Here is a 26,041-nt window from a genome sequence, read left to right as displayed (position 1 = left end):
CCGTGACGCGCTATCTGATACGCCGCCTGGGCCAGAGCGTCCTGACCGTCTTCCTGACCCTCTCCACCGTCTTCGTCCTGGTCCGGATGGCCCCCGGTGACCCCGCCGCCGCCCTGGCCGGGCCCAACCCCTCCACCGCGGACCTCGCCCGGATCCGGGAGCAGTTCGGCCTCGACCGAGGACTGCTCACCCAGTACGGGCTCTTCCTGCGCGATCTGTTCACCGGCGACCTCGGCACCAGCTACTCCTTCCACGCGCCCGCCCTGGACGTGGTGCTGGACCGGGTGCCGTACACCATCACCCTCTCCCTCTCCGCGATCGCCCTGACCACGGTGGTGGCCGTGCCGCTCGGCGTGTGGATGGCCCGCCGGGCCGACACCAAGCGGGAGCTGGGCGCCAATGTGCTGACCATCGCCGGGCAGTCCATGCCGGACTTCTGGATCGGCGTGATGCTGCTGACCCTCTTCGCCGTGGCCGTCCCGGTGCTGCCCGCATCCGGCTTCACCACCTGGGGCGGACTGATCCTGCCCACCGTCACCGTGGCGATCCTCCAGATGGCGCTGATCTCCCGGCTGGTCCGCCGGGAGATGGTGGCGGCGCTCGCCTCGCCGTACGTCACCGTCGCCCGCTCCCGCGGGGTCTCGACCCGCGTACTGACCTGGCGCTACGCCATGGGCAACTCCGCCATCCCGGTGCTCACCGCGCTCGGCACCCGGTTCGCCGCGATGCTCAACGGAGTCGTGGTGGTCGAGGTGGTCTTCGGCTGGCCCGGGGTCGGCTCGCTGGTCGTCCGCGCCCTGGAGACCCGCGACTATCCGCTGATCCAGGCGACCGTGCTGGTCACCGCCGCGCTGGCGGTCCTCGTCCAACTCCTCATCGACCTGGCGTACCCGCTGCTCGACCCGCGGGTACGCCTGGGAAAGGCGGCCTGAGATGCAAGGCGCCCTCGAACCCCCGGCCCCCGCCAAGGCCGGCCCCGGGATCCGCGCCAGCGCGGTCACCGCCAGGGATCTGGCCCGCGCCACCGCCACCCGGCGCCGCCGCAGCGCGAGCCTGAAGCTGTGGGCGGGCGCGGTGTGCACCCTGCTGGTGGTGGTGCCCGTGGCCCTCGCCCAGGTGCTGCCCCTGCCCGGCGCGGGCGACCAGGACCTCTCCCGGCGCCGGCTCGCCCCGCTGACCGACGGCCATCTCTTCGGCACCGACCAGCTCGGCCGCGATGTGCTCTCCCGGGTGCTGCACGGCGGCCAGGTGTCCCTGACGGTCGGGGTGCTCGCCGTCGTCGTCTCCGGCCTCATCGGCATCGTCGCGGGCGCCGCCGCCGGGTACTACGGCCGCTGGGTGGACGCCGTCGTCTCCCGGCTGCTGGAGGCCCAGATGTCGCTGCCGCTGCTGATGATGCTGCTGCTCGTGGTGGCCCTCTTCGGCCCGTCCGTCACCGTCATCACCTGCGTCATCGCCATCGCCCAGTGGCCCGAGGTGGCCCGGCTGACCCGGTCCCTGGTGCTGGTCGAGCGGGAGAAGCCGTATGTGGCCGCGGCCCAGGTGCTGGGGCTGCCCCGGATCGTCATCCTGGCCCGCCATGTCATCCCCAACATCGTCCGCCAGGCATCGCTCGTGGTCCTGCTGCTGCTCGCCCAGGCGGTGCTGCTGGAGAGCGCCCTCAGCTACCTCGGCGCCGGCCCCCAGCGGCCGTTCGCCACCTGGGGCCGGATCATCTCCGACGGCCAGGACTACATCACCACCTCCTGGTGGCTGGTGACCCTGCCCGGCCTCGTCATCGTGCTGCTGGTGGTCGGGGTCAACCTGCTGGGCGACGGACTGCGCGACCGCACCCGACGGCGTACGACGGAGGGCTCCCGATGAGCGACACGACGAGCACTCCGACGAGCACTCCGACGGGCGCCCCGGCGAACACCCCGGCGAGCGTCCCGCTGCTGGAGGTCGAGGACCTCCAGATCGAGCTGATCACCGACCGCGGTGTGGTGCGTGCGGTCGACGGGGTCGGCTTCACCATCGGCCCCGGCGAGACGGTGACCATCATCGGCGAGTCCGGCTCCGGCAAGTCCACCACCGCGATGGGGCTGCTGCGGCTGCTGCCCGAAGGGCTCGCCGTCCTCTCCGGAACCGCCCGGATCTTCGGCGCCGACGTCATCGCCGACGCCACCGCCGCCGGGCGGATCCGTGGCCGCGGGGTGTCCCTGATCCCCCAGGACCCGATGACCGCGCTCAGCCCGGTGCACACGGTCGGCCGTCAGCTGGGCGAGGCGCTCCGGCTGCGCCACCCGGGGATGTCCCGCGCCGACGCCCGCGCCAAGGGCGTCGAACTGCTCGGCCGGGTGCGGATCCCCCGCCCCGAGACCCGCTGGGGCGCCTACCCCCACCAGTTCTCCGGCGGCATGCTCCAGCGCGTCCTCATCGCCATCGCCCTGGCCGCCGAGCCCCGGCTGCTGGTGGCCGACGAGCCGACCTCGGCACTCGACGTCACCGTCCAGGCGGGCGTCCTCGACCTGCTGATGGAGCTCCAGGAACGCACCGGCATCGGCATCCTGATGATCACCCACGACCTGGGGGTGGCCCGGCTGGTCTCCGACCGCATCCACGTCATGCGCGACGGCCGTTTCGTGGAGTCGGGACCGGTGGAACAGATCGTGGACCACCCCCGCGAGCGGTACACCCGCGATCTGCTCGCCGCCGTGCCCACCCTGGGCCCCTGGGACGAGACCCCCGCGGCCGCCGTCACCGAGGAGGCGCTGTGAGCCCCACACCCCTGCTGGCCGTCGAGGACCTGGTGGTCGAATACCCGGTCGCCGGCGGAGTCTTCCGCGCGGTGGACGGCGTCAGCTTCGCCGTCCCGCCCGGCGGGGCGCTCGGCATCGTCGGCGAGTCCGGCTGCGGCAAGTCCACCATCGCCCGCTCCATCGTCCGGCTGCTGCGCCCCACCAGGGGCCGGATCCTGCTCGACGGAACCGATATCGCGGGCCTGCCCGAGCGGCGGCTGCGCCCGCTGCGCAAGCGGGTGCAGATGGTCTTCCAGGATCCGTACGGCTCCCTGGACCCGCATCTGACGGCCGAGGAGATCGTGGCCGAGCCGCTGCGGCTGAACGGCGTGCGCTCCGGGGCCGAACGCGCCCGCCGCGCCGCCGCCCTCATCGACCAGGTCGGGCTGCCCGCCGGTGCGCTCCAGCGCCGCCCGGCCGAGTTCTCCGGCGGTCAGCGGCAGCGGATCGGCATCGCCCGCGCCCTGGCCAGCGGCCCCGAGCTGCTGGTGTGCGACGAGGCCACCTCCGCGCTGGACGTCTCCGTACAGGCCCAGGTGCTCCAGCTGCTGCGGGAGCTCCAGGCCGAACAGGGGCTCGCCTACATCGTCATCTCGCACAACCTCGGTGTGGTCCGCGAGATCAGCTCCGAGGTGGTGGTGATGCGCGCCGGGAGGATCGTCGAATCCGGGCCCACCGACACGGTGCTCTCCGCGCCCGCCGACCCCTGCACCCGGGCGCTGCGACGGGCGGCGCTCGACCCGACGACCATGCGGGGACGCAAACCGCGCGCCCTCGTGTCCGCGATCGCGGCCGACCAGGAGTCCGTCGCGGCCGACCGGGAATCCGTCGCGACTGCGCAAGAACCCATCGCGGCCGGCCAGGAACCAGGAGCGACGCAGTGAACGCGCATCCACACACCCACACCACCAGCCAGGCGTCGCCCGGCGGGGTCGCCCTGCCGGGCATCCCGGTGCCGCTCTCGCGGCTGGTGCTCGGCACCATGACCTTCGGCGACACGGTGGACCGCGCGGGCGCCGCCGCGATGCTGGACATCGCGCTGGACGCCGGGGTGACGGGCGTGGACACCGCGAACGCCTACGCGGGCCTGCGCGCGGCCCTCGAGGGCAGCCTGCGCCGCCTGGGCACCGACCATGTCGACCTGGGCCGCGGGGGCCGATGCCCGCGTACAACCGGTAGTTCCCCCGAACCCGTATCGCCACAACCATGAGGAGCCCGGCGAACATGACCGCCGACGATGACACCGCGATACCGCTGACGGACGGGCGGCTTCGGGCGCGCCCGGGGGACCCGGGGCTACAGGAGGCGTTCCTGCCCGCGCCCGCCGTGCAGAACCATGCCGCGAACCTCACCGTGCTGCCCGCAGGGGACCTCGGGTGTGTGTGGTTCGGGGGTACGCAGGAGGGCGTGCCGGACATCTCGGTGTGGTTCTCCCGGCTCGTCCCGGGGGCCGACACCTGGACCGAGCCGGTCCGGCTCTCGGACGACGACACCCGCTCGGAGCAGAACCCGCTGCTGTTCCCCACCCCCGCCGGGGAGCTGTGGTTGCTGTACACCGCCCAGCGTGCGGGCGATCAGGACACCGCCGAGGTCCGGCTGCGGGTGTCCGCCGACGCGGGCGCCACCTGGGGCGCGCCGCGTACGCTGTTCCCGGCCACCGAGGCGGGCGGGGTGTTCATCCGTCAGCCGGTGGCCGTTCTGGACTCGGGGCGGTGGCTGCTGCCGGTGTTCCACTGCGTGGCCACCCCGGGCGTCAGATGGGTCGGCGACCGCGACACCAGCGCGGTGATGATCAGCGACGACCAGGGGCGCACCTGGCGCGAGCGGCCGGTGCCGGGCTCGACCGGCTGTGTGCACATGAATGTGCACCAACTGCCGGACACCACCCTGCTGGCCCTCTTCCGCAGCCGCTGGGCGGACGCGGTGTACCGCTCGCACAGCACCGACGGCGGGGAGACCTGGAGCGAGCCGGTCCGCACCGAACTGCCCAACAACAACTCCTCCGTGCAGTACGTCCCGCTCGCCGACGGGCGGCTCGCGCTGGTCTACAACCACAGCAGCCGCGCGGACGCCACGGCCCGCCGGGTGTCCCTCTACGACGAGATCGACGACGAGGGGCGGACAGGAGAGACACCGGCCCCGGCCGCCACACCGGACGACTCGGCGCCCGGCGCCTTCTGGGGCGCGCCCCGCGCCCCGATGACCCTCGCGCTCTCCTCCGACCACGGCCTGACCTGGCCCGTACGGCGCGATCTGGACACCGGCGACGGCCACTGTCTGACCAACAACTCACGCGACCGGCTCAACCGCGAGCTGTCCTACCCCACCATCCGGCAGGGGGCCGACGGCACGCTGCACATCGCGTACACCTACCACCGCCAGGCCATCAAGTACGTCCGCGTCGCACCGGATTGGGCGGCCGATGGCTGAGCCCCGCCACGCCGTGGTCACCGGTGTCAGCTCCGGTATCGGCGCCGCGATCGCCGCCCGCCTGCTGGACGAGGGGTGGCGGATCACCGGGATCAGCCGTACGGCCCCCGCGCATCCGGTGACGCGGCTGCGCTGGATCCCGGGCGATCTGTCCCGCCCGGAGACCCTCCCCGAGGTGCTCGCCCCGGTGTCCGGGGTGGACGCGATCGTGCACGCGGCGGGCGTTCAGCGCTCGGCGCGGCTGGGGGAGCTCGACCCCGAGGACGGGTCCCTCATGTGGCGGATCCATGTGCAGGCGGCGGGCGTCCTGGTGGACACGCTGGTGGACCGGGTCGCGGACGGCGGGCGGGTGGTGCTGGTGGGCAGCAGGACGATGACGGGTGTCCCCGGCAAGAGCCAGTACGCCGCCACCAAGGCGGCACTGCCCGCCCTGGCCCGGTCCTGGGCGGCCGAGCTGGCGCCGAGGGCGGTCACGGTCAACGTGGTGGCGCCGGGGCCGACGGACACCCCCATGCTGCGGGACCCCGGCCGGAGCCGCACCCCGCCGGTGATGCCACCGCTGGGGCGGCTGGTCCGTCCGGCGGAGGTGGCGGGGCTGACGTCGTTCCTGCTGGGCCCGGAGGGCGGCGCGGTCACCGGCCAGACGCTGGTGATGTGCGCGGGCGCCTCACTCTGACGGCGGCGCGGCGTCGGCGCGGGCGAGCGCCAGCAGGCCCGATGCGTCCCCGGGCCGGGCCTGGAGGGAGGGCAGCAGCAGGGTCCACAGATCGGCCAGCCGGTCCTCGACCAGCCGCCGCCCGTCGAGCGCCTCGGAGACGGTGTGCAGCCCGAAGAAGGCGCACACGACGGTCCGGGCGGCGGGCAGCGGATCGACATGCGTGGCCAGATCGCCCTCGGCGCGCGCCTTCTCCATCAGCTGCCCCACCGCGTCGATCCAGCCCACGAAGGGCGGTGGCATGGGCGCCTCGATCAGGGTGCGCTCGGCCCACAGCCGGGCTCCGGCCCGCACCACGATGTCATCGCGGAAGGCGCGGGCCACCGCGAAGCTGAGCCGGACGAGTTGCTCCAGGGGCGGGGCGTCGAGGGCGGCGAAGCGCTCGATCAGCGGGGGCCAGGTGGCGAAGTGCTCCTCCACCACGGCGAGGGCGAGCCTTTCCTTGCTCGTGTAGTGGAAATAGATCGCGCCGCTGGTGTGGCCGGACCGGGAGGTGATGTCGCTGATGCTCGTGCCCGCGTATCCCCGTTCGTCGAAAAGGAACGCTGCGGCCTCCAGAAGGGATCGGCGTGTTTGCTCGGCCCGTTCTTGCACGTGGTGTTCGCCGTCCTTCCCCGTCGGATGTGACGGGGAGAACTTAGCGGACTTTCGGCCTGAGATGGTGATGAGGCGAGACAGGTCAAACATTATTAGTATTTTATGGTGATCGTTCGTGAGGCTCATGGCCTTTCGGAGCCGTCCGGTCCCACCGGGCGGCCGCTCAGCTGGTCCCGCACGGTGGCGCGGGAGGCGGTGCACCGGGTCTCGGTGGCCGAGGTGCTGCTCACCGATGTGCGCAACCACGGTGACAACCGGTTCGAGGCCGCGGCCCAGTGGCCGAGGTCCCATCCCACCTTCCCGCACGGCGGAGACGGCCGCCATCATCCGCTGATGATCGCGGAAACCCTGCGCGAGCTGGGGATCTACATCCCGACGCGGTACTACGCGGTGCCCGCGGGGGCGCACTTCCTGATCCGGGACATCTCCTACCGGCTGGACCCCGAGACCGAGCCCCGGGCGCCGTACGGGGCCTCCGACATCACCTGCCGGGCCGCCGTCACCGACATCCGCACCAGCCCCTGCGGACGCTTCGTCACCGGGATGCGGCTGGATGTCGTGCTGTCGGCGGGCGGCAAGCTCTTCGCATGGGCCGGGGGCACCGCGCGCTTCCTCGACGGCACCACCTACGCGGAGACCCGGGCCGCCGCCCACGGGCACACCGCGCGCCGCAGGTTGCGTGCCGCCGTACGGCCCTCACCTGCGCAACTGGCCGTTCCGGCGGCCCGGGACGTCCTGGTGGTGCGGGACGGGGGAGTGGTCTACCTCGACCCCGCCGACCCCCGTCATCCGTTCTTCTTCGACCACTGGAGCGACCATATGCCGGGCCTGGTGCTGCTGGAGGGCGCCCGGCAGGCGGCGGCGCTGGCCACCGGCGGGACGCTGACCCGGCCGGTCGCCTGCCGCATGAAGGCGATCCGCTTCACCGAGTCGTATCCGCCGGCCGTGGTCGAGTGCACCTCCCACGGCCGGACGTGTGTCTTCCGGCTGCGTCAGGCCGGTATCTGCACGGCGGTCGGCGTGCTCCGGTACCTCTGAGCGACGAACACGCCGTGCGACGAACAATGTGACGACGAACAGACTGAACGACGAACAAATCGCCGACGCTCCGTAGCCTCTTGCTTACTGCGGGTCATCAAACTAACGTAGTGATCGTTATGTTTCGGGCAGGCGAACCCCACGGCCTGTACGACAACAGCGGTCGGCGCACAGCGCCCTCATGAGCCGCCCGGTCGAATTCCACCGCGCGGCTCCCGCAGGTACAGGCATCCCCTGCGCCGATTCCTCCACCTCCCATGGAACGGCAGACAGATGACAGCCGAAAAGTTTCTCGGATGGACCCCAGCCGCCATCGTCTTCGACTGTGACGGCACCCTGATGGATTCCGAACGACACTGGGAGGAGGCGCGCGAAGTGGTCCTCAGAAGCCATGGAACCGCCCCCGACGAGGAGTTCGCGCGGCGCACGAAGGGGCTCCACTACACCGAATGCGGCCGAATGCTGGCCGAATTCGCCGGTCGCCCCGAACTCGCCGACGAAATGACCGGACAACTCCTGGACGCCTTCCGCCGGCTGGTGGCCGACGACCCGGTCACCATGCCGGGGGCGCCCCAACTGGTCGCGAAGGCGGCCGTCTTCGCACCGCTGGCCGTGGCCAGCAACTGCCCGCGGGACGTCGTCGAGGACGGGCTCGCCAAGGCCGGGCTGCTGCGGTACTTCGGCCATGTGCTGGTCCCCGAGGGGGACGTGCGGCCCAAACCGTACCCGGACGTCTATCTGGAGGCCGCCCGGCTGTGCGGGGCGGCCCCCGAGGACGCCCTCGCGGTGGAGGACTCCCACTGCGGGTTTCTGTCCGCCTCGCGCGCCGGGCTGAGGGTGCTCGGCGTGGGCCCGCGGAAGCCGGTGGACGAGCCTCCGCCGGTCGATGTGTGGGTCTCCACCCTCGCCGACCCGGACCTGGTCAAGTGGGCGGACTCCCGGGTGGCCTGAGGGGCCGAGCCACGCTCACCGCCTGAGCCAGGCTCACTGTCTGAGCCAGGCTCACTGTCTGAGCCAGGCTCATTGTCTGAGCCACGCTCATCGCCTGGTCGGCGGGGGCCGCGGGTCACTTCTTCCCGTCGTGACCCGCATGGCTCGCCGAGCCGTCCATGCCCTCCATGCCGCCCCCGGACTTGGCCCCGCCATGGGATCCGCCGTGGGACATGGACATCCCCTTCTCGAGGGATCCGCCGATCTTCTCGCGCAGGGGCTCCAGCGAGCCCATGGACAGGCCGGTGACCGACCAGCGCTTGCCGACCAGGTACATGCCCCCGTAGTCCTTCGACGTGGTCAGCCAGTCGTGCTGGCCCTTGTCGGTGGCGAAGGTGACCATCGTGAACCGCTTCTGACCGGATCCGCAGGAGCCCTGACGCAGCTCCTCCGCCTCGGTGATGATCGTGGCCTTGCAGCCGATGGCGTCGGCGATCTTCGTCAGCTGCGCGGGCTTCCCGGGCTTGGCGAACTCCTTGGTGGCGGGGGACACCTTCTTCTCCTCGTGGCCGGCGCCATGTGTCCGATCGCCTCCACCGCAGCCGGCCAGAAACAACAGGGCCGCGCCGACCGCGGTGGCACGGAGAGCGAGTGACACAACAACCTCCCGTAGAAAATCCGGCGGGGCGGCCCGGGCTCTGATGCCTCGGGCCACCCGCCGCGGTGGACCAAAAGTAGTGGCTGTCTCCCTTACTGGCCCGCCTTCTTGCCCTTGTCGGTGACCGCGAACCAGGTGCCCTTCACGCCCTGGCCGTTGATGTCACCGGGCTTCTTGTCCCCGGTGAAGGTGTACAGCAGCCAGCAGTCGAACGCCGCCTGCTTGGTGCCGTCGGGGCGCTTGAAGGAGGTGACCTTCGCCGCGTCGAGCCCGGCCACCTTGGTGGTGTCCACGGCCTTGACGGGCTTCCAGGTGTCCAGGCAGGCGCCGAGGCAGCCGGTCTTCATCGGCCAGGCGCTGTCCTTGTTGAACCGGTAGACGGTCATGCCCTTGCCGTCCACGATGATCTTGCCCAGCTCGGCGTTGTTGTTGACCATCAGCTGGAGGCTGTCGTCCGCGGCCGCGGTCTTGCCGGCCGGCTTTCCGTCGGGCGCCAGCGCGTTCCAGGTGCCGCCCACGCCCTGGCCCTTGGTGTCACCGGGCTTGTTGTCGCCCGCGAAGCGGTAGACCGGCCAGCCCGCCAGGGTCAGCTGCTTGGTGCCGTCGGCGCGGGTGACCGAGCCCAGCTTGCCGGCCTCGATACCGGTGGTGGCCGCGGCGTCGTCCGCGGGCACCGCGGGCCACTTGGTGGCGCAGTCGTCGTTGCAGTTGGACTTGGCCGGCTTGGGGGTGTCCTCGTCGAACCGGTAGAGCGTCCAGCCCTTGCTGTCGGTGACGAACTTGCCCAGCTTGGCGTCCTCCTTGACCGCCAGCTGCTTCGCCGGACCGGTGCGCTCGGCCTCGCCGCCCGCCCCGGCACCGGTGTCACCGCCCGCCTCGTACCCGCCGCCGGCCCCGGCCGCGGCCCCCGCGCCCGCCGACGCGGAGGCCCCCGCACCCACGGTCTGGCTGCCACCCGCCGGCTGCACATTGGCGCTGCCCGCGCTGTTGTCCTTGCTGCTGCCGCAAGCCGCCGTCAGCAGAACCATCGCTACCGACACCCCGGCGAATGCGATGTGACGCCGCTTCTCCATGACCATTCCTCTACAGTCTCGATCGGTCCGGCGGTGATTGCGCCGACGCCATGTCCATACGGAGCCCGTGCGGACCGGCGTTCAGCGGCTTGCGAATTTGTCACCGGACGCAAAATTCGCCGGATCGCTGAGCGCACAGCAGTCGACGGCCGTTCCTCACGGCCGTCGCGGTGTCGGTGGTGCGGCTGATCGTCCCCCGGCTACTCCTCGATGCGCAGCGCCAGGGCGGGGCAGCGGCGGACCGCGCGGACCGCCTGCGCCCGCAGCTGCCGGGGCACTTCCATGCTGGCCGAGGACGGATAGCCGTCGATCCCGAGCGTCAGCACCTCGGGCGGCAGGATGTCCGCGCACAGCCCATGGCCCTGGCACAGCGACCAGTCCACCAGGAGCTTCTCCATCGGCCCCCGCTGGCGGCGCTCGTCGCGCGCCCCGGGGTTCAGCGGGGCGGGCGGCAGGGCGAGCGGCAGCGCGTCCTCCGGCAGCGGCAGCACCCCCATCGTGGGCCGTCCGCAGCCGGCGCCGAGCGCATGCGCCTCGAACTCCTCGGGGAACGCGTCCAGCGCGGTGGTCACGAAACCGGCGGTGCCATCGGGATGGCTGCACGCCCCGCGCTTCTTCACCGAGTTGACGTAGGCGCGCACATTGTCGATCGAGGACTGGCCGCCGCCGCGCTCCACCTGGCCGATGGCGTCCGCGAGCGCGGGCAGCCCGATGAAGCAGGGCCCGCACTGACCGGCCGTCTCGGCGGCCAGCCAGCGCGCGATCCGCGCGGTCTCGCCGAGCGGGCAGGTGTTCTCGGGGATGGGCAGCACCGCGCCGGCGCCCAGCCGGGCGCCGTACTTCTTCATGGACTCCCGGGAGATGGTGGCGGCGTTGATGCTCTTGGGGTCCAGCCACTTGCCGTGGTAGCCGCCCACCAGCACCGCCTGACCGGGGGTGAGCCCGCACAGCTCCAGGACGTAGGTCAGCGGCACCCCGGTGGGCGTCTCCATGACGTACTTGCCACCGACCGTCAGCAGCGTGGTGCCCGGCTCGGTGGGCAGCCCCACCGAGCGGTACGGCAGGGCGCCCATCCGCGCGGCCACCGCGAGCTGGGCGAAGGTCTCGGTGTTGGACAGCAGGGTGGGCAGTCCGCCGAGCCCGCTGTCGCTGGTCCGGATCTTCCGGCCGTTGGGGATGGCCGGGGCGCCGCTGATGCCGTTGATGACCGCGCCGCCCTCACCGGCCACGAACCGGTCCGGGGTGCGGCTCACCCCCACCGGGACGCCACTGGGGCCGCGCTCGGCGATCGCGGCGGCCACTGACTCCTCGACATCCTCGCGGTGCACCGCGATGGCCACCTCCTCGGCGCCCAGCGCCTCGGCGGCCAGCACGGCGCCGTCGATCACCAGATGCGGGGTGTGCAGCAGCAGCGCGGTGTCCTTGAGGCAACTGGGCTCGCCCTCGCTGCCGTTGACGACCACCGTGCAGCGGCCCTCGCGCCGGCCGGCCGACTCCACGACCGCCTGGACCTTCTTGGCGAAGGGGAATCCGGCGCCGCCGCGCCCGCGCAGATCGATGTTCTCCGCGAGCGCCACGAGCTCGTCCGCCCGGAGGGCGGGCATGGTGCCATGGACGGTCAGATGGCCGACGCGGTCGAGCCGGTACACCTCGTCGAGCCCGGCCAGCAGCCGGGGCGGATCGACACAGGCCAGCCTGGGTTTGGTCGTGATCACCGGTCCCACCCGCGAGAGGCGCCGAGCGGCTGACTGTCACGCCGTCCGGGTTCGCCCGAACGGGGGCGCGGCACGGCGGGATCGGACCGCCGGGTCCGGCCCTCCTGCATGCTGCGGGCCGGAGGGTTCCTGACCTCGATGCCGTCCGCCCGGTCGACGTCCTGGCGCCGCCGCTGGACCAGCCGCAGCCACAGCGCGATGGCCACACCGGCGAGCGCCGCGATGTAGCCGTAGGTCGCCCAGATCTTGGCGGCGCGTCCCGCCTTCAGACCGTGGATCAGCGCGGCGCACCACGCGGGGTAGGCGCCCACGTGCAGCGCCCGCCACCAGCGGTAGCGCCAGCGGGAGTTGCCCCTGGAGGCGAACGAGCTGCGGGCCGCACCGGTCACCGCGGCGATCACGAAGAGATAGCCGGCGATGGTGCCGAGCCCGATCAGCACCGGCTGATTTGCGTCAGCGAACGGTATCGCGATGGCCGCGGCGCTGGTGTGGCTCTCCGCGACCTTGACCCAGATGTGAACGGCCAGGAAGAGCAGTCCGGCGACCGCGGCCGCCCGGTGGATGGCCTGGGCCAGCAGCCGCTGTTTGGAGTTCAGGATCATCTGGTCGGTTGCGGCGAGCCCCCACAGCACCGCCGAGGTGAGACAGACCAGCGCGAGCACACCCGCGCCGAAGTCGAGGAACACGAACATCTTCGAGAACGCGCCGGCGCTCCATGTCACGTACAGGGACAGGGCGATGGAGCCGACGACGGCGTAGATCCGGATATGGCGTGGCCATCCCAGTCCGGATGGATCATGCTGCTGGGTCCGGCGAGCGGCTCGTCGTCCGCCACGAGCTCGGCGTCCCCCGTGACGCCCCTGCGAGGAGGGGAGCGGCGTTTGGGACATGGACATTGGAGCCTCCCGATCGCGCGGATTCGCGCGGGTGACGAGATACGTCAAAGTCGTCTTGGGGGCAGCAGCTTCTCGGAAGTACACCTGATCTCCATAAGATTTGTCGTAACGTGACAACTTCTAGTGGACGAACCGTGCCCACACCGTCCCCGGCTGATCCACTGTCGTCTCAATGGCAAAGAACCGGCAAAGTGCCGGGACCGGGAGGGGGCGGGGTCCTCTATGACGTAGCGGAGGACCCTCGACTCCCTGACCGGTACTGGACGAACCGGTGACGGAGGCAACCTCCACGGACCTGACCGACCCCCCAACGGCCAGGTCTCCCCCCGGCAAGAACGAGGTAATGATGGGCGAACTCGTGAACCGCATCTGGTCCCGCCCCCGTGGCGAGTGGACCCGTGTGCTGCGCAATGAACTCCCGTCCCTGGCCGACGAGGTGGTTGAGAACCTTCGGCACAGAATTCCGGGATTCGCCGAACTCCTGGAGGACTCTGAGCGAGACAAGGTCCGATGGGGAGTCGAGCAGGCTCTCCTGACCGCACTCGGCCACCGCAAGGCGGGCGAGGACGGCGCGGGCGAGCAGGCCGCCGCCTCCGGTGAGGAGACGCTGGCCGAGGTGCCGCCCGAGCGGGCCCGGCGCGATCTGTTCGAGGCCCTCATCGGCGAGGTGGCGGTCTCCGAGCGCACCCTGGTGGAGCTCTCCCGGGCCGCCCGCTGGCCGCTTCCCGAGACGGTGCAGGCCATCGCCCTGCCCACCCCGGGCGAGGCGCCGCAGCTGGCCGCCGTGCTGGGAGACACCCTCATCGGCGCGGTCGGCGACGAGCTGTGCCTGCTGATCCCCGACCCGGACGCGGACCCGGGACCCACCGCGGACCCCGGCACCGCCGCCGCCCAGGAGGGCGAGAAGGACCCGGAGCGGGAACCCACCCCCGCCGAGCCCGGCACCCGGTCGGCGCTGGAGACCGCGCTGCGTGGCCGTACCGCGGCCGTGGGCCATGTGGTGCCGCTCAACGACGCGGCCTCCTCGGTGCGTTGGGCCCGGCGCCTGCTGACCCTGGCGCCCGCCCGCTCCGGCCCCGAGGCCCGGGTGCTCTTCGTCGACGACCATCTGTCGATGTTGCTGCTCCTCCAGGACGAGTCGCTGGTCCGGGCGCTGGCCGCCCGGTGGCTCAAGCCGCTCGTCGGGCTGACCCCCCGGCAGAGCGAGCGCCTCCAGATGACGCTGCTGGCGTGGCTGGAGGGCGGTGGCGCGCCGGAGGCGGCCAAGGCCCTCAAGGTGCATCCGCAGACCGTGCGATACCGGCTGCGCCAGATCGAGAAGCTCTTCGGGCCCGGCCTCCGGGACCCCCGAATACGCTTCGAGCTGGAGATGGCGCTGCGCGGCCGCAGGCTGATGGCGCAGATGGACCGGATACGGCGCCACGCGTCCCGGGTGAGCCGCCGGACCCGTACCGGCGCGCCCCCCGGTGTCCGGCCGCTGGGCATCGCCAGGGAGGCGCGCGTCAACGGACTCTGAGCAGGGCCTTCGCCAACAGAAGGGCGAACCGCCGACCGCGCTGACGCGGTCGGCGGTTTTCGCCGCCTCCGGGGGCTCCGGGGGCTCCGGGAGCCCGCCGGGATCGCCGGAGCGGGGTGGTTCAGCCCCGCGCCCCGGCGGGCGCCGCCGTGCGCCCGGCCGTGCGCATCGCGGCGTTCAGGCCGAGCAGTTCGCGGTACGCGTGGGAGCAGAAGGCGCATTCGGCGAGATGGCGCGCGAGCGCCCGGCCGCGCACCCCGCCGCGGCGCACCGAGGCGCCGAGCGGGCCGCTGTAGTGCCGGCACCAGTCGTCGCGCGCCGACTCCAGATGGGCCCGCAGATACGACTCCCGCAGCCCCTCCCGGGCCCGGAAGGCCAGCGAGGTCACCCCGCTGGGGGAGATGCCCAGGACCATGGCCACCCGGTGCGGGGACTCCTCCTCGACCAGGGTCAGCCACAGCACGGTCTGCCAGCGCTCGGGGAGTCCCCGGAAGCTGCGGATGAGCAACCGGCGGTCCTCCCGGGCCACCAGATGCTGCTGGGGGTCGGCCGTGGGCGCGTGCTGCCGCCAGGACTCGAAGTCGGCGGTGAGCAGCACCCGGCGCTCCCCGGCGCTCCACTCCATCGCCGTATGACGCACCACGGTGAGCAGATACGGCCGCCAGGGACCCCGCGGACCGCCCCCGGCGCGAACGGCCTGGAAGGTGCGGAAGAACGCCTCGGAGGCCAGGTCCTCGGCGTCATGGGGGTCACGGCAGCAGGTCCGGGCGTAGCGAAGGGTCGCCGGGTGGTGGCGGCGGTAGAGCAGGTCGGCCGCGGCCGGACTGGCGCTGCCCGACCGGTAGCCCGCCACCAACTGCCGGGTGAGCTCCTGGTCCGAGGGGGGACGGACCGGTCGGTCGGTATGTTCCGGTCCCGGGAACCCTTCGGTGTCCGGGTGCTCCGCCGCCGGCGGGTCGTCGTCCGCGTCGTCGTCCGCGGCCTGGTGTAAGTGCCCGGTGACAGCGCGGCGCGCGCCGGCCTTCCGGCCGACGCGCGCCTGGTGAGTGTGTTCCATCAGCCGCACTGCTTGCCGCTGTTGATGCAGTCCACCGCCTCGTTCATCAGATCCTCCGACATCACGTTGATGAAGTCGTCGTGGTCCGTGATGGGCTTGTGCAACTGCTCGGGGAAGCCGTCCACGGCGAACGGTGTGTTGGCCGGCACGTCGTAGGTGATGGTGTTCACCAGCTGGGGGATGGCCTTGAAGCCGTTGGGGCAGGAGCCGTCCTCATTGGCGAACGCCACGTGGTCACGGTGGTTGGCGCTGTCGATGTTCTGGCCGTCCCAGCAGCTCTGGAAGTCGAAGGTCCGGGTGACCGAGCTGCCCTCGGGGCAGAGCGGGTACTTGTCGGTCAGCTGCCGGTCCTCGAAGCCGGTGCAGCTCCAGGAGGCGTTGGCGTTCTTGTCGCCGTTGGTGAACGCCTTGGCGTCACCGGTGATGATGCGCAGGAACTTCGGCATCGCCGTGACCTTGCTCTGCGCGTTGCCCTTGAACTCGATCTTGGAGCTCTTGGGGGTCAGGATCGTGCCGACGTTGCCCTCCTGGCCACCGCCGAGCTGGTCGGCGTCCGCCTCGTCCTTGCCGTCCTGGGCGCGGACCACGGGCCAGTAGTAGGTCGACTTGTCGTCCTGGTTCTTGCAGGAGGTGCCGCCCTGCTCGAACGTCTGGTTGTTGGCGAAGGCGTCGTTCTTGTCGCTGCCGACGTAGTCGTGCATGTGGTGGGCGCCGTTGCCGACACCGGGCGCGACGATGACGTTGTCACTGTTGCGCAGCTGGGGGTCGCCGACTCCGCACTCGGAGGAGAAGGTGCCGGTGGAGCCGTTCCCCTGGGCCTGCGGCGGCTGCTTGACGTTCGGCTGCACCTTGGTGATGTCGACGAAGTCGTCCTGCGAGGGGCCGTTGCCCGCCTGGCCGCCGGCGTTGCCGGGCACCTCGTTGGCGCCCTCGCCGCCCTGCTGGCCGCCGCCCTGCTGGCCGCCGCCCTGCTGACCGCCTTGCTGGCCGCCGCCCTGCTGATTGCCGCCTTGCTGGTCGCCGCCCTGCTGCTGGCCGCCCTGCTGGTCACCACCCTGCTGCTGACCGTTCTGGCCCTGGCCGGCCTGGTTGGTGACCTCCTGCCACTTGCAGTTGGCCATGCCCTGGAGCTGGGAGTTGTCGCCGCCCATGGCCGAGCCGATGTTGTCCAGCGTCTGGGAACGGTCGTCGTTGAGCTTGGAGAGCACGGCGTCGTTCGAACCCTGCTGCTGGTTCATCTGCTGGTACGCCTTGGCCACCTGGTTGTCCAGCTCGGCCAGGTTCTTGTCGACCTTGGGCCTGGCCTTCGACGGCACGTCACTCAGCTGCTGCCCCACATCGGGGCACTGGATCGTCCCCGCCTTCGCGGCCACGGTGTTGTTCTGGTCGGAGCCGCTCTTGTCGCCGTGGGCGGACGCGTTGGCGGCGATGATCGCGGCCCCGCCGCCGCCGAGCGCCAGCGCGGCGACGATGGCGACGGTCTTGTTCGTGAACCGCCCGCGTTTGTGGGTCTGTTGCCTCATGAGATCACTTCACTTAGTCGTTAGAGGGCGTCGAAGTCGACAAGCCCGGTGTCCTCGAGGACCGTGATGTGGTCGAGAACGATGGCATTGGCCCTGGTGGCCAGAGATCTGACCATGGAGTTGCGGCTCTCGGCCCGCACCTGCGCCACAAGGTTGAACACCTTGCCGTGAGCGGCGCGCAACCGGTTTGCGAACACCCGCTCGAACTCGGCGCTGCTGCCGGCGTTGGTCATCTCATTCAGCCAGCCCTGCTGCTGAGCGTTGGGCTGACTGGGCAGTTGGATTCCGAGCGCCCGGCCGACCTCCTCGGCACGGCGGTTGAGCTCGGTGTGCCCCTCGATGAGATGCTCACCGGCGGTCTTCACGGCATCCCGGCTGTCACGCTCCTGGGCGAGACGTCCGGCGGGGAGCTCCCACGTTCCGGCGAGCCTGACTTTGCGGACAAAGTCCCGGTCAGTGGCCGTGAGCGGCCCGTACTGGGTGCTGACCGTCCCACCGCCGTCGTCCGTGACGCCATTGCGCGGCTGGGCCACGCTGCTCTCACCGAACAACGACACCGGAATGAGGATCGCCGCCAGGGTGACGGCGAGCGCCCCGATGATGAGCCCGGTGCCGATGGTACGGCTGGAGGCGATGGATCTGGTGAGGTTTGCTGATGGCACAGCGCCCTCCTTGGTTCGGAGTGACACCGGACGCTAGTACCTCGTGTGGCTCGGTCGTGGAGACCTCATCACTAGTGAATAAAGCCGGGACAGAGATCATTACCTCTTGGTACCCTGCGCGGCCGCGCTCCGGAGGGCGCTCACAAAGATTTTTCCCACCCGGTTGAGCAACTCACCTGGCCCGTACGTACGGCAGGGAGAACCCGGTGCACGGCCGCGTCCGAGCGGCCCGGCCGCACACCGTCCCGACGACCCGGAGGCGCCCCGCCGTGGATGCGACAACGCGGAAGACCACGCCCACCAGGCCCCGTCATCTGCTCAGAGCCGAGGCCGGATGCGGCGACTGCCGGTACTGCCCCAGTTTGCCGTCGAGGACCCGGGCATCGGGGTGGTTCAGCTCCTGGAGAATTTCCAGGGCCCGCCGCCAGTCGGTGAGGGCGGTGGCCACATCGCCCTGGGCCAACCGGGTGTCCCCCTGGTGGTGCAGGGTGTCGGCCTCCAGATACCGGTCGCTGATCTCGCGGTAGATGGCGAGCGCCCGGCCGTAGGAGGTGAGGGCGTGCTCATACCGTCCGAGGTGGTGGTACGCGTACCCCACGCTGTCCAGCGCGGCGGCCTCGCCGGACGCGTCGCCGATCCGCCGGTGCAGTTCGACGGCCTCCCGGCAGCGGGCCAGGGCGTGTTCGTACTCACCGAGCAGGATATGGGTCCAGCCGATCTCGTTGAGCACACTGGCCTGACCGCTGATGTGGTCCAGGCCGACATAGTGGCCGAGCGCCGGCCGGTAGTGGTCCAGCGCCTCCTGGGAGCGGCCCTGACAGTTGGCCAGGAAGGCCAGGGCGCGCAGGGTACGGGCCTGCCCGCCCCGCTCGCCGAGCTCCGTGAACAGCTCCAGCGCCCGCTCCAGATGGCCGTGCGCCTCCTCGTACCGGCCCAGCCGTCCCTCGGCGAAGCCCAGGGTGCGGTGGCTGTGCGCCTGGCCGAGCCGATCGGACAGGGCCCGGGCCGCCCCCAGCGCGGTGCGCTGGATGGCGGTCTGCTCCTGCCAGTGGCCGCGCCGGTCCAGGAAGATCTCCAGCGTCACCGCCAACTGCCAGGCGTGGGCCGGGAATCCGTGGTCCCGTGCGTGCTCGACGACCGACAGCAGTACGCGGCGCTCGGCCGAGAGCCATGCCTCGGCGCGCTCCTGGCCGCCCAGGTGCTCGGGCGCCGCGTCGGGCCGGGCCGGGGACACGGGCAGCGGTTCGGTCCGGTGCGGGGTGAGCAGCGTGGCGGCGGTGCGCGCGGTGTGCAGATAGTGGTCGAACATCCGGTGCCGGGCGTCCTGGCGGATCTCCTCCGCCTCATGGTCCTGGACCAGCTCCATCGCGTAGGCCCGCAGCAGATCGTGGAAGGTGTAGCGGCCCGGGTCCTGTTCCACCAGCAGATGGGCCCGGGTGAGCGCGGCCAGCAGGGCCCGGGTCACCCGGAGCGGCAGTCCGGCCAGGCTCGCGGCAGCCGCGATGGAGACCTCGGGCCCCGGATGCAGGGCGAGCAGCCGGAACAGCCGGGCGGCCTCCGGCTCCAGCGCCCGGTAGGACCAGGAGAAGACGCTCCGCGCGTCGGTGCTCGGATCGGCGCCCGCGAACGCGTCGAGGTTGCCCTGGCTCTCGTGCAACTCCGCGGCGACAGAAGAAAGGGGAAAGGAGGGACGGGTCGCGGCGCGGGCGGCCACCACCGCCAGTGCGAGCGGCAGCCGCCCGCACAGCCGGATGATGGTCGCCACCGCCTGCGGCTCCGCGGCGATTCGGTCCGTGCCCAGCCGCCGGACGAGTGCCTCATGGGACTCGGCAGGGGACAGCGGCCCCAGAGTAAGAGGACGGGCCCCTTCGCCGGCTATCAGACCGTGCAGCTGATTGCGGCTGGTGACGATGGTCAGACAGCCGGGGGAGCCGGGCAGCAGCGGCCGTACGTGCTGGGAGTCCACCACGTTGTCCAGCAGGACCAGCATCCGCCGCCCCGCCAGCAGACTGCGGTACAGCGCGGTCTTGGCGTCCAGACCCGTGGGCACCCGGCTGGGCGGGATCCCCAGCGCGTGGAGGAATCCGCGCAGCGCCTCGTTCGGCGACATCATCGAGCCGGTCGGATCGAAGCCGCGCAGATTGGCGTAGAGCTGTCCGTCCGGAAACCGGTGGGCGATCCGGTGGGCCCAGTGCACGGCCAGCGCGGTTTTGCCGATCCCGGCCATCCCGTCGATCGCGCTGATCACCAGCGGGGCCGGTGAGGCGATCCCGGAGCCTTCGGGCAGCAGGGCGTGGATACCGGCGAGTTCGCTGTGGCGTCCGCTGAACGCGGGCAGATCGGGCGGCAGTTGCGCCGGGCGGACCGCCGGGGCGGGCGGCGTCGCGGGAGGGGTCGGCTGGACCGGCTCGGCGGGGGCCGGGGTCGACCGGGGCACCACCTCGCGGTGGGCGGCGCGTAATTCCGGGCCGGGCGCCACGCCGAGCTGGTCCGCCAGCCGGTTCCGCGCGGAGGAGAAGACCTCCAGCGCCTCGGCCCGCCGTCCGGTGGTGGCGAGCACCCGGATCAGCTGGGCCTGGAGGGTTTCGTCCAGCGTGTGGTGGGCGGCGAACTGCTGGAGCACGGTGGGCAGTTGCTCCGGCACCGCGGAGGCCAGCGCCGTGGTGGCGGCCTCCTTGGCGACGGCCAGTAGTTCACGGTCGACACCGGAGAAGACGGGATGGGTCTGGATGTCGGAGGGAACCCCGGTGGCGGTCGGCCCCTGCCACAGGGCGAGCGCCTGGGCGAAGAGCTCGGCCCCCCGCTCCGGCTCCCCCTCGGCGGCGGTGCGCCGGGCCGACTCGCTCAGGCGCCGGAAGCGCAGCAGATCCAGCGCGTCCGGGTCGGCGTTCAGCCGGTAGCCGCCGGAGCTGCGCACCAGTCGGCTGCCCTCCGCCCGCGCCGCCAGCCCCGGTTCCAGCAGCCGGCGCACCGAACCCACATGGCGGTGCACCACGTTCACCGCGGTGCTCGGCGGATCCTGTGCCCAGAGGACGTCGACGATCTCGCTGAGCGCCACCGGCTGCCCCGCCCGCACCAGCAACAGCGCGAGCAGCGCTCGCTGTTTGGGCGGGCCCAGCTCCAGTTCGGCGTCCGCACGCCACGCCCTGACCGGGCCTAACACCGTAAATCGCACAACTAGGATCTTAGTCGAGCCCGTTTCGGGCACCGAGCTCTTCCGGCCGACGTGTGTCGTCAGACTTTCGTCACTCAATCGGCGTCCCCTTCTTTTACGCTCCCGCCATCTACACATTCGCCTCGGGGGGAACGGGACGATGGACATCAACGCGGCGGCCGTCATGACCGACGCCGACGCTTTCTTGACGACGCTGTACCGGCGCCACGGCTCGGCGCTGCTCCGGCTGGCCGCCCGGCTGCTGGGCGGGGACTGGCACCGGGCCCAGGACATCGTGCAGGAGGTGGCGATCCGGGCCTGGCTGCGGCCGATGGACATCGGCCCCATGGACGCCTCCGCCCGCCACCGGCTGTTCACGGTGGTCGGCGATCTCGTCGGCGACGCCCACCAGGACCAGGTGGAGCCGCGGATGGAGGCGGCCGGTGAGGCCGACATGGCGGTTCTGGCCGCGCCGGACCCGGTCGATCAGACGCTCACCGCCCGGGTGGTGTGGGACGCCCTGGCGGACCTGGCGCCCCCGCAGCGGGAGGTGCTGCTGCATCTGCACTGTCTGGACCGCAGTGTGAGCCAGGCGGCCCGGGCACTCGGGGTGCCTCCCGGAACCGTCAAGTCGCGTACGTACTACGCGACGCGGGCGCTGCGGACGGCCCTGCGGGCGCGGGGGATCACCGACTGCTGACCGTCCCGGCCATCCGACGACTGTTTTCTGATCGAATGATCGCTACTATGGCGGTGTTTCGATACGAAGACCAAAGCCGATCGCGTCGGAGGTGGGGAACATGCGGGAGCCGGCGCAGAAGCGGCAGGCACGGATCGCGGCCCTGGTGGAGGCCCGGGGCAGTGCCCGGATCACCGATCTCGCGGATGAGCTGGCGGTGTCCGTCGTCACCGTGCGGCGGGACGTGGAGGAGCTGGCCCAGCGCGGCGAGCTGCGCCGCGGCCACGGGGTGGCGCGCTCGCTGCGGCCCATGGCCCAGGAGTCCACCGCCACCGGCGACACCATCGGCATGGTGGTCCCGGAGCGCAACACCTACCTCACCGAGGCCGTCCAGGCGGCGCGCGAGGCCGCCGAGAAGACCGGGCTGCGGCTCGCGCTGCACATCGCCGCGGACGAGCGCGGGACCGAGCGCGCGGTCCGCCAGGCGCTGGACGCGGGCGCGCGGGGGCTGCTGCTCGCCCCGCGCTGGCGCACCGAGGCGGAGGCGCGGGCGGACCACGCCTGGCTCGCCGACCTGGAGGTCCCCGTGGTGCTGGTGGAGCGCAGGCCCCACCGGGGCAGCGCGATCTACGGGCTGGACTGTGTGCGCTCGGACCACGCCTACGGGGTGCATCTGGCGCTGGAGCACCTCATCTCGCTGGGGCACCGGCGCATCGTGCTGGCGGCGCGCGACGACAGCCCCACCGCACGGGTGATCCGGTCGGAGTTCGCCGCGCAGACCGCCGCCCGCGGCATCAGCGAGGGGTGCCCGGTGATGCTCAGCTCGCGCACCGCGGGGCCCGATCCCCGCCCGCGCGACGAGCGGGAGGCCGACCTGGCCGCCGCGGTGCGCCGCGCCCGGGCCACCGCCGCCCTGATCCACGGCGACATGGACGCGCTGGTGCTGGTCCAGCGGCTGCGCGAGGCGGGCATCGAGGTGCCGCGCGACTGCTCGGTGGTGGCCTACAACGATGTGGTCGCCGACATGGGGCAGATCGCGCTGACGGCCGTGGCCCCGCCCAAGGGGGAGGTCGGGCAGGCGGCACTGGAGCTGCTGACCCGTCAGCTGGAGCGGACCCGGGCCGGGCGGTGGGCCGGTGCCGCCCGCCATCTGGAGCTGCTGCCCGACCTGGTGGTCCGGGATTCCACCGCCCCGCTTCACTGAGCGTTTGACCGATTCAGTTTCTACTGTTCGATGTATTGACGGAATTTCAGTCAAGCGATCAGGATTCCCTCTGACTCCACCGTTGAATCAGGGGAGGGTCCATGCCTGGTCACAGACGCCCAGGACGCCCGATGCCCGGACACCGGGCTACGGCGGGCACCACCGCACTGCTCACGCTGCTCGTCCTCGTCCTGGCGGGCTGCTCCACAAGCCGCGGGTCCGACACCGGTGACGGCCCCGTGCGCCTCACCTTCTGGTCGGCGCTGCGCGGCAGCCAGGAGGTCGTCGACGAGTTCAACCGCACCCACACCGACATCAAGGTCAACTTCCAGCAGGTGCCCTCCGGCGAGCAGGGCGGCTGGGCCAAGCTCAGCAACGCCGCCCGCGCGGGCAACTCCCCCGATGTCGCCACCGTCGAATACCCCCAGCTGCCCAGCTTCACCATCGACGGCGTACCCCGGGACATCTCCAAGCTGCTGCCCGACTCGGTACGCCGCAAGATCCTGCCGCAGGCGCTGGACCTCACCACCTTCGACGGGCGCACCTACGCCGTACCGGTGGACATCGAGCCGATGGTCTTCCTGTACCGCAAGGACATCTTCACCAAGAACCGCATCCCCGTCCCCAAGACCTGGGCGGAGTTCGAGAGTTCGGCCCGCGAGCTCAAGAAGGCCCAGCCCCGTTCCCGGATCGCCAGCCTCTTCACCACCGGCGGCACCCTCTACATGGCCGGGTACGCCTGGCAGGCCGGGGCCCAGTGGTACCAGACCTCCAACGACACCTGGCGCGTCTCCATGGACGACGCCCCCACCCGCAAGGTCGCCGGCTACTGGCAGCGGCTGAAGGACGAGGACCTGGTGCGCGTCGAACCGGGCTCCAGCCAGCAGTGGCGGGCCCATCTGCGCAGCGGTGAGACGGCCGGATATCTGGCGGGCGCCTGGGCCGCGGGCTCGATGATGGCGTCCACGCCCGACGGCAAGGGCAAATGGGCCATCGCGCCGATGCCGCAGTGGGACCCCGCGAAACCCAAGGTGAGCACCCAGGGTGGCTCGACCTTCATGGTCACCAAGGACAGCCGGCACCCGAAGGAGGCCATGGAGTTCATCTCCTGGATGGTGACCAGCCCCGACGCGCTGAAGGCCAAGCTCGCCAGTGGTGTCAGCAGCGCCTTCCCGTCCGTGCCCAGCCTGGTCCCGGTCGCCCGCAAGGAGATGGACACCAGCTACTTCTCCGGACAGGACATCTTCGGTCTCTTCGGGAAGCAGGCCGAGATGATCACCTCCAGCTGGAAGTGGGGACCGCGGATGGTCTCGACCACCACCTCCGGCGACGACGGGCTCGCCCGGGCCGGGGTCGGCAGCGGCACCGTCCTGGAGGCCCTGCGCGAAGCCCAGAGCAGAACCATGCCCGACCTGAAGAGCCTCGGCCTGTCGGTCAGCACCGGCTGAGCCCGCCCCGCCACTCACACCGCACCTTCACAAGCCGTACTCACCACGCCTGAGCCGAGGTACCCCGTGAGCACAGTCACGTCCTCAAGACGGACGGCGCCGCCACCGGCGGCCGCCGCCGATCCGCCCCGCAGAACCGGACGGCGCCAGCAACGGATCGCCGCCACCGTTCTGCTGACCCCCTTCACGGCGCTGCTCATCGCCGTGTTCCTCGTCCCCGTCGGCTACGCCATCTACCTCAGCCTCTTCGGCGAGGACCACAGCGGGCTCGGCTTCGGCGGCGGGGAGACCGTCTTCACCGGACTGCGCAGCTATCTCGCGGTGTTGCAGGACCCCAGCTTCCTCTCCGGGTTCGGCACCATCGCCCTCTACTGCGTGATCTTCGTTCCCACCGTGGTCGTCAGCGCCCTCGCGCTCGCCCTGCTGCTCGACTCGGGCCTCATCCGGCTGCGGCGGACCTCGCAGATGCTGCTCTACCTGCCGCACGCCGTCCCCGGCATCATCGCGGCCGTCATCTGGCTGTACCTCTACACCCCGGGGCTCAGCCCGGTCATCAAGCTCTTCGCCCAGGCCGACATCACCATCGACTTCCTCGGCCTGCACACCGTGCTCCCGTCGATCGTCAACATCGCCCTGTGGAGCGGCCTCGGCTACAACATGATCATCTTCTACGCCGCGCTCCAGGCGCTGCCGCGCGAGGTGATCGAGGCGGCGACCATCGACGGCGCCGGCGGCATCCGCACCGCGCTCCAGGTCAAGGTGCCCATCATCAGGGGTTCGGTGGTGATGGTGTGCATGTTCTCCCTGATCGGCGCGCTCCAGCTGTTCACCGAGCCCATGCTGATGAACCAGGCCACCCCGATGGTCAACTCCCGCTTCACCCCGAACATGTACATCTACGACGCGGCCTTCCGCCGCAACAACTACGGACTCGCCTCCGCGGCCTCCGTCATCCTCCTGATCGTCACCTGCGTCCTGTCGTACGCCGTGACGCGCTGGTCGGGCCGCCGGGAACGGAGAGCGTGATGACCACGACCACACCCACCACCCCAGTGACCCCCTCCCGGGGACCGTCCAGGCCGCTCGGCAAGCCCTTCGGCGGCTCCAAGCTGACCAGCCGCGGCATCGCCAACGCCGTGGTCCTGATCGCCGCCCTCTACACCATGCTGCCCGCGCTGTGGCTGCTGCTGGCGTCCACCAAGAACGCCGACGCCCTCTTCGGCAGCGACATCTTCTCGCTCGGCGACTTCTCCTTCGGCCGCAACCTCTCCGACCTGTTCTCCATGGACGGCGGGCTCTACGGCGAGTGGTACGTCAACAGCCTGCTGTACGCGGTCGTCGGGGCCCTGGTCGGCTCGCTCATCAGCGTCGCCGCGGGCTACGCCTTCGACAAGTACGAGTTCCGGCACAAGGAGAAGTTCTTCGGGCTCGTCCTCACCGGCGTCATGGTGCCGCCGACCGTGCTGGCCCTTCCGCTCTATCTGGTGGCCTCCGAGATCGGGATGGTCAACACCTTCTGGGCGGTCTTCATCCCGGTGCTCTTCAACCCCTTCGGCGTCTATCTCGCCCGCCTGCTCAGCAGCGGCTATGTGCCCAACGAGGTGCTGGAGGCGTCCCGGGTCGACGGCGCGGGCGAGCTCCAGACCTACGTGCGGGTCAGCCTGCGGATGCTCGGGCCCGGGTTCGTGACCGTCTTCCTCTTTCAGCTCACGGCCATCTGGAACAACTTCTTCCTTCCGATGGTGATGCTCTCCGACCAGCACCTGTATCCGCTCAGCCTCGGCCTCTACACCTGGAACAGCGCCGCCACCGTCTCGCCCGAGTACTACCCCCTCGTGGTCATCGGCTCACTGCTCGCCGTCGTGCCGCTGATCGTGGCGTTCGTCCTGTTGCAGCGCTACTGGAAGTCCGGACTGACCGCAGGGAGCGTCAAGTGACCGCAACCCACCTCTCCGCCCGCCGCCGCCCC

General features: G+C 71.2%; 24 protein-coding genes. 15 read left to right on the top strand and 9 right to left on the bottom strand.

Annotated features, from left to right (window positions below):
* Positions 1–2: 2 nt before the first annotated feature.
* The 7 genes from KHP12_RS10095 to KHP12_RS10065 are packed head-to-tail and all read left to right on the top strand — an operon-like array spanning position 3 to position 5,883.
* The gene (locus KHP12_RS10095) at positions 3–932 is read left to right on the top strand and encodes an ABC transporter permease (RefSeq protein ID WP_086883580.1); all 930 of its coding nucleotides are present in this window, start codon (positions 3–5) and stop codon (positions 930–932) included.
* Between the two features lies 1 nt (position 933).
* A complete protein-coding gene (locus KHP12_RS10090; RefSeq protein WP_107471821.1) occupies positions 934–1,863 on the top strand; it encodes an ABC transporter permease in 930 nt (309 codons plus the stop codon).
* Positions 1,860–2,756, top strand: a complete 897-nt coding sequence (locus KHP12_RS10085; protein WP_244203052.1) for an ABC transporter ATP-binding protein — start codon at positions 1,860–1,862, stop codon at positions 2,754–2,756. Before KHP12_RS10090 ends, KHP12_RS10085 begins: the two co-directional genes overlap by 4 nt.
* On the top strand, positions 2,753–3,661 hold the full coding sequence (locus tag KHP12_RS10080; RefSeq protein WP_244203051.1) for an ATP-binding cassette domain-containing protein: 909 nt from the start codon (positions 2,753–2,755) through the stop codon (positions 3,659–3,661). The genes KHP12_RS10085 and KHP12_RS10080 overlap by 4 nt, the downstream gene beginning before the upstream one ends.
* The gene (locus KHP12_RS10075) at positions 3,658–3,987 is read left to right on the top strand and encodes an aldo/keto reductase (RefSeq protein WP_086883579.1); all 330 of its coding nucleotides are present in this window, start codon (positions 3,658–3,660) and stop codon (positions 3,985–3,987) included. The genes KHP12_RS10080 and KHP12_RS10075 overlap by 4 nt, the downstream gene beginning before the upstream one ends.
* 14 nt (positions 3,988–4,001) lie before the next feature.
* Positions 4,002–5,207 carry a sialidase family protein gene (locus tag KHP12_RS10070; RefSeq protein ID WP_086883578.1) on the top strand — a complete coding sequence of 402 codons (1,206 nt, stop codon included), beginning with the start codon at positions 4,002–4,004 and terminating at the stop codon, positions 5,205–5,207.
* Entirely contained in the window at positions 5,200–5,883 is a 684-nt protein-coding gene (locus KHP12_RS10065) for an SDR family NAD(P)-dependent oxidoreductase (RefSeq protein ID WP_086883577.1), read from the top strand. The genes KHP12_RS10070 and KHP12_RS10065 overlap by 8 nt, the downstream gene beginning before the upstream one ends.
* Here the strand turns inward: KHP12_RS10065 and KHP12_RS10060 are convergent.
* On the bottom strand, positions 5,875–6,516 hold the full coding sequence (locus KHP12_RS10060; protein WP_086883576.1) for a ScbR family autoregulator-binding transcription factor: 642 nt from the start codon (positions 6,514–6,516) through the stop codon (positions 5,875–5,877). The genes KHP12_RS10065 and KHP12_RS10060 overlap by 9 nt on opposite strands.
* Positions 6,517–6,621: 105 nt before the next feature.
* Between KHP12_RS10060 and KHP12_RS10055 the strand changes: the two genes are divergently transcribed.
* Together KHP12_RS10055 and KHP12_RS10050 are read left to right on the top strand one after the other, a co-directional pair.
* Positions 6,622–7,557, top strand: a complete 936-nt coding sequence (locus KHP12_RS10055) for a ScbA/BarX family gamma-butyrolactone biosynthesis protein (protein WP_167442616.1) — start codon at positions 6,622–6,624, stop codon at positions 7,555–7,557.
* Between the two features lie 273 nt (positions 7,558–7,830).
* Positions 7,831–8,508, top strand: coding sequence for an HAD family hydrolase (locus KHP12_RS10050; RefSeq protein ID WP_086883575.1), 678 nt, complete (start codon positions 7,831–7,833; stop codon positions 8,506–8,508).
* A gap of 115 nt (positions 8,509–8,623) precedes the next feature.
* On the opposite strand, the gene KHP12_RS10045 is transcribed toward KHP12_RS10050, so the two are convergent.
* The 4 genes from KHP12_RS10045 to KHP12_RS10030 all read right to left on the bottom strand — a co-directional run bounded on the left by KHP12_RS10045 (position 8,624) and on the right by KHP12_RS10030 (position 12,655).
* Positions 8,624–9,145: a hypothetical protein gene (locus tag KHP12_RS10045; protein WP_086883574.1), complete on the bottom strand. Its 522-nt coding sequence runs from the start codon at positions 9,143–9,145 to the stop codon at positions 8,624–8,626.
* Between the two features lie 92 nt (positions 9,146–9,237).
* The gene (locus tag KHP12_RS10040; RefSeq protein WP_138916224.1) at positions 9,238–10,218 is read right to left on the bottom strand and encodes an SCO0930 family lipoprotein; all 981 of its coding nucleotides are present in this window, start codon (positions 10,216–10,218) and stop codon (positions 9,238–9,240) included.
* A gap of 200 nt (positions 10,219–10,418) precedes the next feature.
* Positions 10,419–11,933, bottom strand: coding sequence for an NADH-quinone oxidoreductase subunit NuoF family protein (locus KHP12_RS10035; RefSeq protein WP_086883658.1), 1,515 nt, complete (start codon positions 11,931–11,933; stop codon positions 10,419–10,421).
* Positions 11,930–12,655 carry a ferric reductase-like transmembrane domain-containing protein gene (locus KHP12_RS10030; protein WP_244203061.1) on the bottom strand — a complete coding sequence of 242 codons (726 nt, stop codon included), beginning with the start codon at positions 12,653–12,655 and terminating at the stop codon, positions 11,930–11,932. The genes KHP12_RS10035 and KHP12_RS10030 overlap by 4 nt, the downstream gene beginning before the upstream one ends.
* Before the next feature lie 517 nt (positions 12,656–13,172).
* Here KHP12_RS10030 and KHP12_RS10025 point away from each other — a divergent pair.
* Positions 13,173–14,345 (top strand): PucR family transcriptional regulator, encoded by a 1,173-nt coding sequence (locus KHP12_RS10025; protein ID WP_086883656.1) that lies wholly within the window; start codon positions 13,173–13,175, stop codon positions 14,343–14,345.
* A 121-nt stretch (positions 14,346–14,466) separates the two neighbouring features.
* On the opposite strand, the gene KHP12_RS10020 is transcribed toward KHP12_RS10025, so the two are convergent.
* From KHP12_RS10020 to KHP12_RS10005, 4 genes are all read right to left on the bottom strand, one after another.
* The gene (locus KHP12_RS10020; protein ID WP_211832589.1) at positions 14,467–15,402 is read right to left on the bottom strand and encodes an RNA polymerase sigma factor; all 936 of its coding nucleotides are present in this window, start codon (positions 15,400–15,402) and stop codon (positions 14,467–14,469) included.
* Positions 15,402–16,925 (bottom strand): DUF1996 domain-containing protein, encoded by a 1,524-nt coding sequence (locus KHP12_RS10015; RefSeq protein ID WP_211832588.1) that lies wholly within the window; start codon positions 16,923–16,925, stop codon positions 15,402–15,404. Before KHP12_RS10015 ends, KHP12_RS10020 begins: the two co-directional genes overlap by 1 nt.
* 20 nt (positions 16,926–16,945) lie before the next feature.
* A complete protein-coding gene (locus tag KHP12_RS10010; RefSeq protein WP_037952588.1) occupies positions 16,946–17,587 on the bottom strand; it encodes a DUF4142 domain-containing protein in 642 nt (213 codons plus the stop codon).
* A gap of 310 nt (positions 17,588–17,897) precedes the next feature.
* On the bottom strand, positions 17,898–20,762 hold the full coding sequence (locus KHP12_RS10005; RefSeq protein ID WP_308016738.1) for an AfsR/SARP family transcriptional regulator: 2,865 nt from the start codon (positions 20,760–20,762) through the stop codon (positions 17,898–17,900).
* 139 nt (positions 20,763–20,901) lie between these two features.
* On the opposite strand from KHP12_RS10005, the gene KHP12_RS10000 reads away from it, so the two are divergent.
* The 5 genes from KHP12_RS10000 (at position 20,902) to KHP12_RS09980 (ending at position 26,009) form a co-directional block, all read left to right on the top strand.
* Positions 20,902–21,441 (top strand): sigma-70 family RNA polymerase sigma factor, encoded by a 540-nt coding sequence (locus tag KHP12_RS10000; RefSeq protein WP_086885740.1) that lies wholly within the window; start codon positions 20,902–20,904, stop codon positions 21,439–21,441.
* A 100-nt stretch (positions 21,442–21,541) separates the two neighbouring features.
* A complete protein-coding gene (locus tag KHP12_RS09995) occupies positions 21,542–22,624 on the top strand; it encodes a LacI family DNA-binding transcriptional regulator (protein ID WP_086885741.1) in 1,083 nt (360 codons plus the stop codon).
* Between the two features lie 131 nt (positions 22,625–22,755).
* Positions 22,756–24,072: an ABC transporter substrate-binding protein gene (locus KHP12_RS09990; RefSeq protein ID WP_246643096.1), complete on the top strand. Its 1,317-nt coding sequence runs from the start codon at positions 22,756–22,758 to the stop codon at positions 24,070–24,072.
* Positions 24,073–24,138: 66 nt separating this feature from the next.
* Positions 24,139–25,098, top strand: a complete 960-nt coding sequence (locus KHP12_RS09985) for a carbohydrate ABC transporter permease (RefSeq protein ID WP_086885743.1) — start codon at positions 24,139–24,141, stop codon at positions 25,096–25,098.
* Entirely contained in the window at positions 25,098–26,009 is a 912-nt protein-coding gene (locus tag KHP12_RS09980) for a carbohydrate ABC transporter permease (RefSeq protein WP_037952573.1), read from the top strand. The genes KHP12_RS09985 and KHP12_RS09980 overlap by 1 nt, the downstream gene beginning before the upstream one ends.
* The last annotated feature ends 32 nt before the right edge of the window (positions 26,010–26,041 follow it).

The organism is Streptomyces asiaticus, from assembly GCF_018138715.1.
Taxonomy (GTDB): domain Bacteria; phylum Actinomycetota; class Actinomycetes; order Streptomycetales; family Streptomycetaceae; genus Streptomyces; species Streptomyces asiaticus.
This window is presented reverse-complemented; position numbering and strand designations above follow the sequence as displayed.

What these genes read in the sequence shown, in the direction of transcription:
- KHP12_RS10090 (WP_107471821.1), top strand. Translation starts at nt 934, where the DNA reads ATGCAAGGCGCCCTCGAACCCCCGGCCCCCGCCAAGGCCGGCCCCGGG.
- KHP12_RS10085 (WP_244203052.1), top strand. Translation starts at nt 1,860, where the DNA reads ATGAGCGACACGACGAGCACTCCGACGAGCACTCCGACGGGCGCCCCG.
- KHP12_RS10070 (WP_086883578.1), top strand. Translation starts at nt 4,002, where the DNA reads ATGACCGCCGACGATGACACCGCGATACCGCTGACGGACGGGCGGCTT.
- KHP12_RS10065 (WP_086883577.1), top strand. Translation starts at nt 5,200, where the DNA reads ATGGCTGAGCCCCGCCACGCCGTGGTCACCGGTGTCAGCTCCGGTATC.
- KHP12_RS10055 (WP_167442616.1), top strand. Translation starts at nt 6,622, where the DNA reads ATGGTGATCGTTCGTGAGGCTCATGGCCTTTCGGAGCCGTCCGGTCCC.
- KHP12_RS10050 (WP_086883575.1), top strand. Translation starts at nt 7,831, where the DNA reads ATGACAGCCGAAAAGTTTCTCGGATGGACCCCAGCCGCCATCGTCTTC.
- KHP12_RS10040 (WP_138916224.1), bottom strand. Translation starts at nt 10,218, where the DNA reads ATGGAGAAGCGGCGTCACATCGCATTCGCCGGGGTGTCGGTAGCGATG.
- KHP12_RS10025 (WP_086883656.1), top strand. Translation starts at nt 13,173, where the DNA reads ATGATGGGCGAACTCGTGAACCGCATCTGGTCCCGCCCCCGTGGCGAG.
- KHP12_RS10020 (WP_211832589.1), bottom strand. Translation starts at nt 15,402, where the DNA reads ATGGAACACACTCACCAGGCGCGCGTCGGCCGGAAGGCCGGCGCGCGC.
- KHP12_RS10015 (WP_211832588.1), bottom strand. Translation starts at nt 16,925, where the DNA reads ATGAGGCAACAGACCCACAAACGCGGGCGGTTCACGAACAAGACCGTC.
- KHP12_RS10000 (WP_086885740.1), top strand. Translation starts at nt 20,902, where the DNA reads ATGGACATCAACGCGGCGGCCGTCATGACCGACGCCGACGCTTTCTTG.
- KHP12_RS09995 (WP_086885741.1), top strand. Translation starts at nt 21,542, where the DNA reads ATGCGGGAGCCGGCGCAGAAGCGGCAGGCACGGATCGCGGCCCTGGTG.
- KHP12_RS09990 (WP_246643096.1), top strand. Translation starts at nt 22,756, where the DNA reads ATGCCCGGACACCGGGCTACGGCGGGCACCACCGCACTGCTCACGCTG.
- KHP12_RS09980 (WP_037952573.1), top strand. Translation starts at nt 25,098, where the DNA reads ATGACCACGACCACACCCACCACCCCAGTGACCCCCTCCCGGGGACCG.